At 60.8% G+C, this 12,338-nt stretch carries 15 protein-coding genes and 1 pseudogene; 7 read left to right on the top strand and 9 right to left on the bottom strand.

Annotation, left to right across the window (positions count from 1 at the left end):
* Window positions 1-43: 43 nt before the first annotated feature.
* Window positions 44-1,207: a lipase family protein gene (locus CPH89_RS22375; RefSeq protein WP_096236849.1), complete on the bottom strand. Its 1,164-nt coding sequence runs from the start codon at window positions 1,205-1,207 to the stop codon at window positions 44-46.
* Between the two features lie 6 nt (window positions 1,208-1,213).
* Entirely contained in the window at window positions 1,214-1,801 is a 588-nt protein-coding gene (locus tag CPH89_RS22370) for an NUDIX domain-containing protein (RefSeq protein WP_053255640.1), read from the bottom strand.
* Window positions 1,802-1,940: 139 nt separating this feature from the next.
* On the opposite strand from CPH89_RS22370, the gene CPH89_RS22365 reads away from it, so the two are divergent.
* The gene (locus CPH89_RS22365) at window positions 1,941-3,092 is read left to right on the top strand and encodes a GGDEF domain-containing protein (protein ID WP_053255639.1); all 1,152 of its coding nucleotides are present in this window, start codon (window positions 1,941-1,943) and stop codon (window positions 3,090-3,092) included.
* Between the two features lie 86 nt (window positions 3,093-3,178).
* Here the strand turns inward: CPH89_RS22365 and CPH89_RS30775 are convergent.
* Window positions 3,179-3,344, bottom strand: a pseudogene (locus tag CPH89_RS30775) (SDR family NAD(P)-dependent oxidoreductase); the annotation flags it as partial.
* A 126-nt stretch (window positions 3,345-3,470) separates the two neighbouring features.
* On the opposite strand from CPH89_RS30775, the gene CPH89_RS22355 reads away from it, so the two are divergent.
* Window positions 3,471-4,397: an alpha/beta hydrolase gene (locus tag CPH89_RS22355; protein ID WP_053255637.1), complete on the top strand. Its 927-nt coding sequence runs from the start codon at window positions 3,471-3,473 to the stop codon at window positions 4,395-4,397.
* A gap of 192 nt (window positions 4,398-4,589) precedes the next feature.
* Here CPH89_RS22355 and CPH89_RS22350 read toward each other — a convergent pair whose 3' ends face one another.
* A complete protein-coding gene (locus tag CPH89_RS22350; protein ID WP_053255636.1) occupies window positions 4,590-5,750 on the bottom strand; it encodes an alpha-hydroxy acid oxidase in 1,161 nt (386 codons plus the stop codon).
* A 121-nt stretch (window positions 5,751-5,871) separates the two neighbouring features.
* On the opposite strand from CPH89_RS22350, the gene CPH89_RS22345 reads away from it, so the two are divergent.
* On the top strand, window positions 5,872-6,657 hold the full coding sequence (locus tag CPH89_RS22345; RefSeq protein WP_053255635.1) for a DeoR/GlpR family DNA-binding transcription regulator: 786 nt from the start codon (window positions 5,872-5,874) through the stop codon (window positions 6,655-6,657).
* Here CPH89_RS22345 and CPH89_RS22340 read toward each other — a convergent pair.
* Genes CPH89_RS22340 through CPH89_RS22330 form a run of 3 tightly spaced genes read right to left on the bottom strand, consistent with a single transcriptional unit; the run spans window position 6,622 to window position 8,005 of the window.
* Window positions 6,622-7,350, bottom strand: coding sequence for a DUF72 domain-containing protein (locus tag CPH89_RS22340; RefSeq protein ID WP_096236846.1), 729 nt, complete (start codon window positions 7,348-7,350; stop codon window positions 6,622-6,624). The genes CPH89_RS22345 and CPH89_RS22340 overlap by 36 nt on opposite strands.
* Window positions 7,347-7,778: a hypothetical protein gene (locus CPH89_RS22335; RefSeq protein WP_053255634.1), complete on the bottom strand. Its 432-nt coding sequence runs from the start codon at window positions 7,776-7,778 to the stop codon at window positions 7,347-7,349. Before CPH89_RS22335 ends, CPH89_RS22340 begins: the two co-directional genes overlap by 4 nt.
* A gap of 2 nt (window positions 7,779-7,780) precedes the next feature.
* Window positions 7,781-8,005 (bottom strand): hypothetical protein, encoded by a 225-nt coding sequence (locus CPH89_RS22330; RefSeq protein ID WP_053255633.1) that lies wholly within the window; start codon window positions 8,003-8,005, stop codon window positions 7,781-7,783.
* Between the two features lie 202 nt (window positions 8,006-8,207).
* Here CPH89_RS22330 and CPH89_RS22325 point away from each other — a divergent pair, with 202 nt between their 5' ends.
* Together CPH89_RS22325 and CPH89_RS22320 are read left to right on the top strand one after the other, a co-directional pair.
* Window positions 8,208-8,711, top strand: coding sequence for a DUF4142 domain-containing protein (locus CPH89_RS22325; RefSeq protein WP_053255632.1), 504 nt, complete (start codon window positions 8,208-8,210; stop codon window positions 8,709-8,711).
* Between the two features lie 26 nt (window positions 8,712-8,737).
* Window positions 8,738-9,298 carry a type 1 glutamine amidotransferase domain-containing protein gene (locus tag CPH89_RS22320; protein ID WP_053255631.1) on the top strand — a complete coding sequence of 187 codons (561 nt, stop codon included), beginning with the start codon at window positions 8,738-8,740 and terminating at the stop codon, window positions 9,296-9,298.
* Window positions 9,299-9,358: 60 nt separating this feature from the next.
* Here CPH89_RS22320 and CPH89_RS22315 read toward each other — a convergent pair whose 3' ends face one another.
* Window positions 9,359-9,565: a PLDc N-terminal domain-containing protein gene (locus CPH89_RS22315; RefSeq protein ID WP_053255630.1), complete on the bottom strand. Its 207-nt coding sequence runs from the start codon at window positions 9,563-9,565 to the stop codon at window positions 9,359-9,361.
* A 160-nt stretch (window positions 9,566-9,725) separates the two neighbouring features.
* Between CPH89_RS22315 and CPH89_RS22310 the strand changes: the two genes are divergently transcribed.
* Both CPH89_RS22310 and CPH89_RS22305 read left to right on the top strand, forming a co-directional pair.
* Entirely contained in the window at window positions 9,726-10,283 is a 558-nt protein-coding gene (locus CPH89_RS22310; protein WP_053255629.1) for an ATP-dependent Clp protease proteolytic subunit, read from the top strand.
* 220 nt (window positions 10,284-10,503) lie between these two features.
* Window positions 10,504-10,812 carry a hypothetical protein gene (locus CPH89_RS22305; RefSeq protein ID WP_053255628.1) on the top strand — a complete coding sequence of 103 codons (309 nt, stop codon included), beginning with the start codon at window positions 10,504-10,506 and terminating at the stop codon, window positions 10,810-10,812.
* A 59-nt stretch (window positions 10,813-10,871) separates the two neighbouring features.
* Here the strand turns inward: CPH89_RS22305 and CPH89_RS22300 are convergent, their stop codons facing one another.
* A complete protein-coding gene (locus CPH89_RS22300) occupies window positions 10,872-12,188 on the bottom strand; it encodes an OprD family porin (RefSeq protein ID WP_053255627.1) in 1,317 nt (438 codons plus the stop codon).
* Window positions 12,189-12,338 lie beyond the last annotated feature (150 nt).

Below are 12,338 nucleotides of genomic sequence, written 5' to 3'. Positions count from 1 at the left end.
GGAAAATTCTGACAATAGCCGGTAGTCGGGAGGTCGACACCTATCAGCGCCCACAATTGCCGCCAATCACCGCCCCCGCAAACGCGCGCCGAACAAACCCGCTCGAATCGCCCAAAGACCCATTAACAGTCGCGGAGTGATCCAGCTCCGGATAAAAATGCCATTCAACCCGGTCCCCAACCTTGCACGCATCCCGCACCAACGCCTTCTGCCCCGGCACAAACACATCGCGGTCCTTGCCGCCGGTCCCCAAAAACAGCGGAATGTCGGTTTTCAACGAGGGATAAGCCGACGCCCGATTGACCCGATCCAGCGCCGCCTTGGGTGACCGCTTGAAGCTGTTGTTAAAGGTCAACCCGTGCGCCACCACCCGCTGCTCGATGGCATGCAGACACTCCTCCTGACTGGCTTTGAACGCTGGCAGCGCCTGCTCGGCCAAGTAATCGGCCGGCACAAAGGCGGGGTCCAGCAAACTGGCCGTGCTCAGCCGCAAGAGGTTATAGGCAAACGTGGGCACCACCGAGCGGCGGGCATTTTCAAGCTCCGGGCTTTGGCCTTGCGCATGCGCGGTGGCATACGGTGTCCCCGTCGCCACCACGCCCACAATATCCAGCTCCGGCGCATAGCCTTTGGCCGATACCGCCGTGGCAAACGCCGCCCGGCCGCCCTGGGACTGCCCGAATACCACCACGCGCCTGGACAGGTTGAAATCCGCGGCACCGACGGCACGAATACTGTCCAGCACACCATAGGCCAGCGGCCGAGTGAGCCCGTAAGGGTGCAGGCCCGGCGTGCCCAACCCCTGATAATCGGTGGCCACAATCGCGTAGCCCTGGTCGAGCCAATAATTGAGGTAGCGCGTATCCCGTGGGCTGCGCTCGTTAAGCGACGGTGCACAACGGTCAGCACTGCCGACCGTGCCATGGGCCCAGGCCATCAGCGGCCAGCCACCCACTGGCGGTGTGCCCTTGGGCACGAACAGCGCACCGGACACCGCAATGGGTGTGGTGCCGTCGAGCCCATCAGTGGAGGTGTACAAAATCCGCAGGTTCTGCGCGGCCGAGGCGAGGCTTTGCTGCGGTGTGAGTGCTTCGCTGCGCAACAGTGTGCCCGGTGCAGACGGCACAGGCTCGGCCCAGGTGTAGAACGTATCGCCGGCCTGGCTACTGCCCGCCACCAGTACACACCACAATGCACACCAGCGCATCAGGCATCACCACCCTTCTTTCAACATGCGCAATTCAAGGTACTGCAACAACATGATGGTTTTGCCATCCACAATCTCACCGCTCTGCACCATCGCCAGCGCCTGTTCAAAGCTGCGTTCCAGCACCTCGATGTCTTCGCCCTCCGCCTCCAGGCCACCCCCCGCGCCCACCTGATCCGCCGGCTGGTATTCGCCGATAAAGAAGTGAATCCGCTCGGTCACCGACCCCGGACTCATGAACGCCGAATAGATCTTTTCCACATGGCCCACGCGGTAGCCGGTCTCTTCTTCGGCTTCCAGGCGAATGCGCTCTTCGGGGCTGGCGTTGTCCAGCAAACCGGCAGCGGTTTCGATCAAGTAACCCGGGTAATCATTGACGAAGGTGGGCATGCGAAACTGCCGAATCAGCAGCACCGTGCGCCGCTCACGGTTGTACAACAGGATGGTCGCCCCGTTGCCTCGGTCATACACTTCACGGGTCTGGGCTTGCCAAGTGCCATCCCGGCGGCGCAAGTCAAACGTGTATTTTTTCAAAAGGTACCAGTTGTCCGAGAGGGTCTCTTCGGCGGTGATGCGAACGGGGCTGCTGTGCATGGTCGGGCCTTTGCTCAAAGGAACAGGAGGATGTCGCGCCGGCCTTGTCAGCGTCAAGTTGGCGATGACCTCACTGGCTGTCGCGGATACGGCTACAATCGCGCCCCAAGAAGGATCTCTCTGCGCCGGGTTCAAGGAAATGATGCTGCACATCCCGACACTCCTGATAGTGGCCGTGTTCGTATTCTGCCTGATGGGCCTGCTCACGGCGCATGCCTGGAGCCGTGGCCGCGAGCCGACCCTGGGCTACCTGAGCATCATGCTGCTGCTCGCCTCCCTGGGCACGGGGCTGATCGTCGTGCGCGGCATGGGCATGGACTTCGTTGCGCTGATCATCGGCAACGTGGTGCTGTTGCTCAGCGCCGCGATGAACTGGACCGCCATGCGTGCCTTCGTGCAAAACACGCCCAGTGTGCCGGGCATCTTTGCCGGTGCCGGGCTGTGGCTATTGATGTGCCTGGTGCCGCCGTTCTATGCCTCGTTGTCGGCGCGGGTCACCTTGTATTCGCTGCTGGCGGCAGGGTATGGGGTGCTCTCGGCCCTGGAGCTGTGGCGCAAACGCGACAGCCTGGAAGTGGCCTATGTACCCGCGCTGGTACTGACCCTGTGGCACACCGGCTTTTATGCCATTCGCGCCTTTACCGACCCCGGCCTGCCCATCAAGAGCGCCCAGCAATCGGGCAGCGAAGGCGTTCCGTTTTTCTCGTTCATGTTGTTTGAGTCCATGCTGTACGCCATCGGCATCGCCTACGTCACGCTGGCGATGGTCAAGGAGCGCGCCGAGCTGCGCTTCAAGGCCGCCGCCTTCAGTGACGCGCTGACCGGTGTCGGCAACCGCCGCGCGTTTATGCTCACGGGTGACAAGCTGTTGGCCGACAGCGCCCGCCGCCGCCAGTGCGTGAGCCTGTTGCTGTGCGACCTGGACCACTTCAAACGCCTGAATGACACGTTCGGCCACCCGATGGGCGACCAGGCGTTGATCGCGTTCAGCCGAGTCACCGAGGCGACCTTGCGCAGCAGCGATGTGTTCGCGCGCATTGGCGGCGAAGAGTTCGCCTGCCTGCTTGCCGACAGCGATGAAGCCGGCGCGTTTGAAGTGGCCGAACGGATTCGCCAGGCGTTTGCCCAGCTCGACCTGCTGACCCCCGGTTTCCTGAGCGTCAGCATCGGCATCGTCACCACCGATGCGGCAGGCTACGACCTTTCACACTTGCTTTCCCAGGCCGACCAGAGGCTGTACCAGGCCAAGTCACGCGGGCGCAATCGGGTTCAGGGGATGGCGACAGCCTGAGGCGATTGCTTGATACGCGGCCATGCGGCGGCGACTTCATCGGCGCTGCCCGCCGTGATTCGCGCAAGATCGCACGGGTAATCCACCCCGGCGTTATCGGCGCCACTCATCACTGATCACTAGCCGGGCGCCGCCCGCTGCCAACGCCCGTGCATAGCTGAGACCCAGCCCGCGCGCGCCACCGGTGATGATGGCCGTTTTAGCGGTGAAATCCCTGTGCGTACGCGCCTGTTCGGCCGCCGCCCCTAACAACCCGCGCCCCCGCTGTTCAATGCGGTAACACTTTGCAAGCAAACCTCTGGGTCGACTGTCGAATTAATTCCTGCGGCCTTGCACCATCTGGTAAAACGCGTGCTTCGCCTTTGTCCTGGAACCTTCATGCCATCTCGTTTGCTGTCTCGCCTGGGCCTGCGCTGGTTTCCCCTGCTGTGCATGGCCATTGTGATCATCGGTCTGCCGGTGGGCTGCGCGGTGCTGCAACACAAGGAACGCGAGCTGGTGTTTCGCATCGAGCCGGGCACCGCCGGTTGGTACACCGGCCTGCCCAAGGCCGTACAGGAATTCGATATCAAGCCCGCCAGTTTCAAACCTGGGCAGAACCTTCACGGCTGGTGGTACCCGGCGGACAACAAAGATGCGCCGGCGATCCTCTACCTGCACGGCGTGCGCTGGAACCTCACCGGGCAATTGTTTCGCATTGAGCAATTGCACGCGCTGGGCTTCTCGGTGCTGGCCATCGACTACCGTGGTTTTGGCCAAAGCCACGGTGACTTGCCTTCGGAAACCACCGTGTATGAAGACGCGCGCATTGCCTGGGAGCGCTTTCAGGTGTTGCAGCCCGACCCCGACAAACGCCTGATCTACGGGCACTCACTGGGCGGTGCGGTCGCCATCGACCTGGCCGCGCAGTTGAGTCAACACACCCCGGTTCCCGTGCGTGGGCTGGTCATCGAGTCCACTTTCACGTCACTCGGGGACGCGGCCGCCGCCGTGGCCAATACCTCGCTGCCGGTGCGCTGGTTGCTGTCGCAGAAGTTCGACTCCATCGACAAGATTGCCGACGTGCACATGCCCCTGCTGGTTGTGCATGGCCTCGCCGACCAGTACGTGCCACCGCGTTTCAGCCAACAATTGTTTGACGCCGCCCAGGGACCCAAGCGGTTATTGCTGGTGCCCGGCGCCACCCATAACAACAGCATGAGCCTGGCCGGCCGCAGTTATGGCCAGGCGCTGGACAACCTGATGCGATCAAGGGGGCCGGCGCAGGTCGTCACGCATTCCACAGGCCGTGGTGACGACTCATAAAAGTGCTTTTCGGCACTGGGTTCGCGCTTGGCTGTCAAGCGCCAACCCTGCCCATACTGGCCCGCGCCGAAAGTTGATCAAATATTAACCGAGGGTTAAATCGCCAACCCTGCCGGGCCTTCGCAAAGTTATCCACAGAGATACCCACGGTTTTCGTGGACAACTCTTTTTACTTTTTTACGATTTTTTTGCTCAATAAACGCCGGTGGGAAAAGAACCCGGCAGCAAAATCTCGCGATTCACATCGCGTATATCGTTATAGCCGCACAGCGCCATCGACACATCCAACTCACGGGCGATGATGTCAAGGGCCTTGGTCACGCCCGCCTCGCCCATCGCCCCCAACCCATACAAATGCGCGCGGCCGATCAGGGTGCCTTTTGCGCCCAATGCCATGGCTTTAAGTACGTCCTGGCCAGAGCGAATGCCGCCGTCGAGCCACACTTCAATCTGATTACCCACCGCCTCGACAATCGCCGGTAACTGGCTGATGCTCGACGGCGCCCCATCCAACTGACGGCCACCGTGGTTACTCACCACCAACGCATCCGCGCCGGAATTGGCCGCCAGGCGCGCGTCTTCCACATCAAGGATGCCCTTGATGATCAGCTTGCCGCCCCAGCATTTCTTGATCCACTCCACATCATCCCAACTCAGGCGCGGGTCAAATTGCTGGGCAGTCCACGACGACAGCGAACTCATGTCCGCCACGCCTTTTACATGCCCGACAATATTGCCGAAGCCGCGACGCTGGGTGCCGAGCATGCCCATCACCCAACGCGGTTTGGTCATCATATTGAGAATATTCGGCAGGGTCAGTTTGGGTGGCGCCGACAGACCGTTGATCAAGTCCTTGTGGCGCTGCCCGAGAATCTGCAAGTCGAGGGTCAACACCAGGGCGTCCACCCCGGCGGCCTTGGCACGCTCGATCAACTGTTCGATAAACCCGCGATCACGCATCACATACAGCTGGAACCAGAATGGCTGGCCGACGTGTTCGGCAATGTCTTCCAACGAGCAGATGCTCATGGTCGACAAGGTATAACGCAGGCCGAACGCCGCGGCGGCGCGGGCGGTCAGGATTTCGCCATCGGCATGCTGCATGCCCGCCAGGCCGGTGGGTGCGAGGGCGACAGGCATGGCCATGTCCTGGCCGATCAGGGTGGCGCGGATCGAGCGCTCATCGATATTGCGCGCCACCCGCTGGCGGAATTTGATGCGGGCAAAATCGCTTTCATTCGCCCGGTAGGTACTTTCAGTCCAGGAGCCGGAATCGGCGTAATCGTAAAACATCCGGGGGACACGTTTTTGCGCCAGTTTGCGTAAGTCTTCGATGGTTGTGATCAACGACATCTGGGTCACCTCTCCCTGAACTGAGCGCAGAGAGTAACCGCCCATCGGCTGCACAACCAGCCATTGCGTTTACTTCGACAGATGATTAACCTCGCACAAACCCGCAAAAAGAAGCACAAACATGCACAACACTCACCACGCCGTCGACCTGCCTTCTTTGCGCAAACAAAAGATCCTGTTGCTGCTGGAGCGCGACGGTAAAGTCACCGCGTCAGAGCTGGTTGAACACTTTGCCGTGTCCCAGGACACCATTCGCCGCGACCTCGGCGAACTCGCCGCCGCCGGCTTGTTGCAACGCGTGCACGGCGGTGCCCTGCCCCGGCCCAAAGACACCGGCAAGGACTTCTTCACCCGCGTCGGCGAAACCGACGAGGTCAAGCGCCACCTTGCGCAGCTGGCGGCCGAGCGTGTCGAGGATGGCCAGATCGTGCTGTTCGATTCCGGCTCCACCACGCTGCAGATTGCCCAGTCGTTACCGCGCTCGATCCGCCTGACCGTGGTCACGCCGTCGCCGATGATCGCCATCGCCCTGGCGGATCATCCCGAGGTAAAAGTGATCCTCGCCGGTGGCCAGCTCAACCCCGCCACCTTGTCCACCGGCGGCCAGGATGCTGTGCGCCTGATCCAGAGCATCAAGGCCGACCTGCTGTTTACCGGCGTGTGCGCGTTGCATCCACAGGTCGGTATCACCTCGCTGCATTTCGATGAAGTGGCGGTCAAACAGGCCTTGCTCGACAGCGCATCCCATGTCGTGGCCGTGACCATGGCCGATAAGCTCGGCGCGGTGGAACCCTTTGTGGTCGGGCCGTGCAACCGAATCCATACACTCATCACGGAGTGGCATGTGCCGAGTGTCGAGGCGTATGAGCAGTTAGGCTTGGAAGTGCTGCGCGTGGAAGTCGAGTAGCCACAACCCATCGGTCACTGCGTGGCCGCTGGCGGTGTTATCGAAGATGCACCAGGTGGGAATGCCGGACGCGACCGCCTGGTTCAACTGTCGCGCGAACGCTTGCACCCGTTGCGGGCCGTAGGCGCTGTGGTAGATACGCGGCGAACCGTGCAGGCGCCAATAGCCCAAGCCCTGCCAACCCGCGCCCGCGTCGATCACCGCAGGGTCGGCGACCACGCGAGCAACCCGCCAATCCACCAACAACGCTTGCGCCTCACGCCATGTGGCATGACGCGGTTCGAGCACCACGGCACCGGCAAAGCGCTCGCGCAATGCACTGAAAAAACTCGCCGCCACAACCGGTTCATAACGCAGCGAAGGCGGTAGTTGAACCAGCAGGCAGCCGAGCTTTTCGCCCAAATGCAGGCACTGCCCGAGGAACTCATCCAGCGCCGCCTCGCAGTGCTGCAAACGCAGTGCATGGGTGATGCGCTTGGGCAGCTTGACCGAGAACCGGAACCCCGGCGGCACCGATTCTGCCCAGCGCTGGTAAGTCTTGGGCAGGTGCGGACGGTAAAACGAGCTGTTGATTTCCACCGCATTGAAACGCGCGGCATAACGCTGCAAATGCGTGCCCTGCTCGGCAAAATCCGGCCAGCGTTCACGGGGCAAACGCCAGCCGGCACACCCCACAGACAGCAGTGCCGTCAAAACAGCACCGTGGCCGCGTCGCGCATGAAAATCTCGATAGTCTTGGGCCCGACCCCATCGAATTCGCCCAGGCGCTTTTCAAAGGCCTGCCGATCCTCGCTGGCACTGCGGATTTGGCTGATCTTGCCGGCGTACTCGGCGTTCAATTTGGCGCTGAGGTCGAGCAAGCGCTGCGCCGTGGTTTCGTCGTAACGCACGTAATGGGCGCGCCCGAGCATGCTCACCAATTCACGCGAGGTGCAGTGCTGCAACTTGCGCGCAGTGTCACGGCCCTGCTCTTCCACAATCACCTTGTAAGCCTGCGCCGCAATGGGCGCCTGGATACGCTTGCCCATCAGGAAGCTGGCAATGAACCATCTGAACAGGCTGGCGTCATCCCCGGGCTTGAGCTCGATGCCCAGTTCAGACGCGGTAATCGACCGAGCCATGCTCAGTGACCCAGCTTGCGCTCAGCCTTGGCGGCTTGCTCGTTGATGGCATCGGTCTGGCGCTCGATGTCCTTGATCGAGGTGGGCGTCAGCACCTTGTCCACGGTTTCGGTATGCGGGTTCGCACGTTCCAGCGTCTGCCCCTTGGCCGGTTTTTCGGTGCCTTTCTGCGCGTCTTCCGAGCTGATGGGCGATGGGGTTTTATCGACGGTGTTGTGATCGGTCACGGTGTATCTCCAGGCAGTTGAAGGCCCACCTGAATCAGCAGGCACTTATGCAGCAGAGCCCTGCGAATGGGGTTAGTTCAAGGAAATTGCCGTGCAGTGCCACCGGCGAAATAACTGCGAATTAATTTAAACCTTTTGCACCAGCACTCGCTCAACCAACAGGTACGGCATCACGCCATTATCGATTTCAAGGAGCTTCACCATGACTACGCTGTTGATGAAACAAATGGGCCTGACCGTTGTGCTGGTTGCGGGTTCGATCACCACGGCCATGGCCGCTACGTCCAACAGTTTTGTCGACGACGCCGCCCAAGGCGGTATCACCGAGGTCGAAGCCGGCAAGCTGGCGCTGGAAAAAAGCAGCGCGAGCGACGTGAAGACCTTCGCCCAACACATGGTCACCGACCACACCAAAGCCAACCAGGCACTGGCGGCACTGGCGAAGAAGCTCGACATCGAAGTCCCTGATGACGCCGCGCTGACCGACCAAGCCAAGAAGGCCATCCTGGAACTGCGCGACGAATCGTTCGACAAGGCCTATGCCAACAACCAAGTGGCGGCCCACGAAAAAACCGTCGAACTGTTCAAGAAAGAAGCCGCCTCTTCGGACAACGCCGAGTTGAAGGCCTTCGCCACCAAGACCCTGCCAACCCTTGAAGCCCACCTGAAAATGGCCAAGGAACTGCAAGCCAATCACGCCCACTGATCCGTCCCTGACTAAGGAGCCCAACCATGCGTTCGCAACTCAACGGCAAGCACATCCTCATCATCACCTCTAACACCGGTATCGAGCGCGATGAGTTGCTCAAGCCGCTGCAAGCCCTGCGCGCCTACGGTGCGACCGTCACGCACGCCTCAAGCAAAGGCGGAACGACGCAGACCTTCGTCGGCGACACCGAGAAGGATCAAACCGTGGAATCCGACGTGCAACTCTCGGCGGTCGTCAGCAGCGACTTTGACGCGCTGGTCATCCCTGGCGGCACCGTCAATGCCGACACCCTGCGTCAGGATGCGGCTGCGTTGAAACTGATCAACGACTTCGTCAAGGCCGGCAAAACCATCGCAGCGATCTGTCACGGCCCCTGGACGCTGATTGACGCCGGGGTGATCAAGGGCAAGACCTTGACCTCCTACAAGAGCGTACGCATCGACCTTGAAAATGCCGGCGCTGCCGGCTGGGTCGACGCCGAAGTCAAAGCGTGCACCGCTAATGGCTGGACCTTGATTACCTCGCGCACACCGGATGACTTGCCGGCGTTCAACGAGGCGATTGCCAAGACCGTGGCAGGTTAACCCCAGCCCTGGAACGCAAACAGGCGCCCCATGGGCGCCTGTTTTCAGTCCGGTTCAGCTTCAGTTTTTACGCACTTCAGGCATCTCGCGTTTCGGCCCGAACATCGCCCAGGCGATCAGCCCGAACAGCGGCACGAAGATCAGAATGATCAACCACAACCCTTTGGTCTCCCAGCCACCGGTGCTGCGCAGAACGACGTTGATCGCCCACAATTCCAGGACCAGCAGAACCACTGCCAAAATGATCCAGATATATTCTAATTGCATGAGTCACCTCCTGAGGTCTATGCGTTAGGTCAAGCAGATGGCGTCAGGGTTCCATCTGATTTTCCGCCAACACTCACGCCCAATCATTGCGGCGCATCCTGAGCAACCTTCTAGACTCAACCTCAGTTACCGCTTTTGCGTTGGATTACGGAGGTTCAGGATGACCGAGCACGTTATTCACTTTCACTGCCAGATCGACCAGGGCACCAGCGAACGCTTTCGCGACTGTTGCCTGGATGCAATTGACGAAGGCGCCAGTTCCCTGCTGCTGAACCTTTCGACCACCGGTGGCAGCAGCAATTTCGGCTTTACCCTCTACACCTTCCTCAAGGCGCTGCCGGTGCCGTTGTGCGCGATTAACGCGGGCAATATCGAATCCATGGGCATCATCATGTTCCTGGCGGCCAACCGTCGCATCACCACACCGCACTCACGTTTTTTGATCCACCCGATGAATTGGCATTTCAGCCAAAGCTCGGTGGACCACCAGCGCCTGCGCGAGTACCTGTCGAGCCTGGATAACGATTTGGCGCGCTATGTGAAAATCTATGAGTTGGAGACCCTCCAGGCCGACACCCAGCTGGATATTTTCAAATGCCTGTCGGCCGAGGAAAAAGTCATCGCCGCCCATGAATCACTGGCTTACGGGATCGCTCATGAGGTCAAGCAGGTGGTGTTTGCCGAAGACACCCAGCATTGGAAAGTCAGCGGCGGGTAACCACCGCTCGTCGCAGGCTCGCGAACTTTTTCAAACTTTGATTGGCACGGCGCATTCCCAATTAAGCCACACCATGGAATGGATTCACTCATTGATGAGGCATTGGGAAATGGCTACCAACGGAAACACCCCGCCAGGTGCAGGCGGCAGCCAGCCTTGACTGATAGACCACCGGCGCCCGGGAGTTGCCGGGCTTTGGCCTGATCAAGGAGACAGCGTCATGAAGACCCGTACTGCCCAAAGGATTTTGCTTATCGTCGGTTTGACCGCCGTGCTGGCAAGCCCAGCCTTCGCCGCCTTTGGCGATAACGTCGCCCCGGCCAACGCGCTGAACAGCGACACTGCCGCCGGTTCCGCACTGCCTCCTGGCACTTACCCCAGCAGCCCGGCGGACAGTAGCCGTGGCGGCGACAGCGGCAAGAAAGCCACCCGCGACAGTGAAAAGCGCCCGCCCACGCCGGCCAAGGGCAACCAGCCCCCGCCGGACAAGCACAAACGCGCTCACGGCAAACAACGCTCAGGCCAATGAAGGCCCGTCCGTCACGCCCGGCGCTCGAAAAACAGCGTGCCGCTGCGCCTCTGCGCGCCTTACATCAGCGGGATGCTGTAGCTGACGATCAGCCGCGTTTCATCCTTGTCGGCTGTGTCATTACCGCGCAGCACCGCACTGCGCCACGTCAGGCCAAGCCCCTTGAAGGTGCCGGTGGGAATCACGTAGTCGACGCGCACATCGCGCTCCCACTCACGGTTGTCACCACGCGCCGCACGGATGTTGCTGCCGTGGAGATACGTCACGCTCGACCGCAGGCCCGGTATACCAAGGCCGGTGAAGTCATAGGCGTAACTGCCCACCGTGGCCTGCTCCCCGGCATTGATGAACTTCAGTGATTGCGCATTGGTGATCAGGTACAGCGAACGGCCCTGCCCCTGGTTGATATGAGGAAAATCACTTGCGCCAGTGGTCTTCTGATACCCCAGGCTCACGGCATGCCCGGACAGCGCATAGGTAAACAACGCACTCCACAGGCGGTTGTCGACCTTGCCCGAATTGACACCCGCCCCGTAATACCCCGAGCTGACATAGCCTTCGCCTCGCCCGCTGGCACGGGCGTTCTTGCCGTCGGCGGTGCTGTAGAAATAACGCAGGTCGGTCTTCAATTGCCCTACCGGCAACTGCCAGTTGTGCACCAGGCCGACAAAATGCTGCTGGTAAAAATTTTCCAGACTGGCGTAGTAGTACTGCACTTGCAGCGGCTTGCTGACGGTGTAATCCACCCCGCCGTAGTAGAACTGATGGCTGAACGCGCCTTTGACCGGGTCGTTGGCACCGCCAATGGACATGCCCTGGCTGTTGCTGGAGTTGCGGTCCAGCACCTGCTCGATTTTACCGGCGACCAGGTTGACGTCCTTGAGGTCCTTGGAGTCCACCTGATAGCCACGAAACGTCTGCGGTAACAGGCGGCCGTCTTCGGACATCAGCACGGGCATCTTGGGCAGCAAGGTGCCGACTTTCAGTTGGGTCTGGGACAGGCGCACCTTGCCGGTGGCGCCGACCTTGCTGAAGTCGTTCGCGGCCTTGCCATCGGACAGCGGGAATACGCTGCCGGGGGTAGTGTCCTCACCGGCCTTGCCGGCGCGCCCGGAGGCGTCCAGACGCAGGCCATACAGGGCTTGCAGGTCCAGGCCGAGGCCGACCGGCCCTTGGGTAAAACCCGACTGGTAGTTGAACATGAACGCCTGGCCCCATTCTTTATCCGAGGCGGCTTTGGTGTTACGCGTGTCCTGGTTGTAATAGAAGTTGCGCAGGTCGAGGTTGGCTTTGCTGTCATCGATAAAACCCGACGCAGCCGCCTGCTGCGCGACGCCGAGGGAAACGGCGAGCGCCAGGCAAGTGGTGTGATTCATGAAGGCTCCGAGAAGTCATTGAGGCAACCCCGTCACAGCCCAACCCTGTTCTGTGTAAGCCGGGTGGTGCTGCTATCGACGGGTGCGCGCACGGTATAGCGTTGGGCTGCCGGGAAACAGCCGCTAAAACCGCCAATCACTGTTTCAGTT

Source organism: Pseudomonas fluorescens (assembly GCF_900215245.1).
In the GTDB taxonomy this organism is placed as follows: Bacteria; Pseudomonadota; Gammaproteobacteria; order Pseudomonadales; family Pseudomonadaceae; genus Aquipseudomonas; species Aquipseudomonas fluorescens.
Note: the sequence above shows the minus strand (reverse complement) of the source record. Positions and strands in the feature narration are given on the sequence as shown.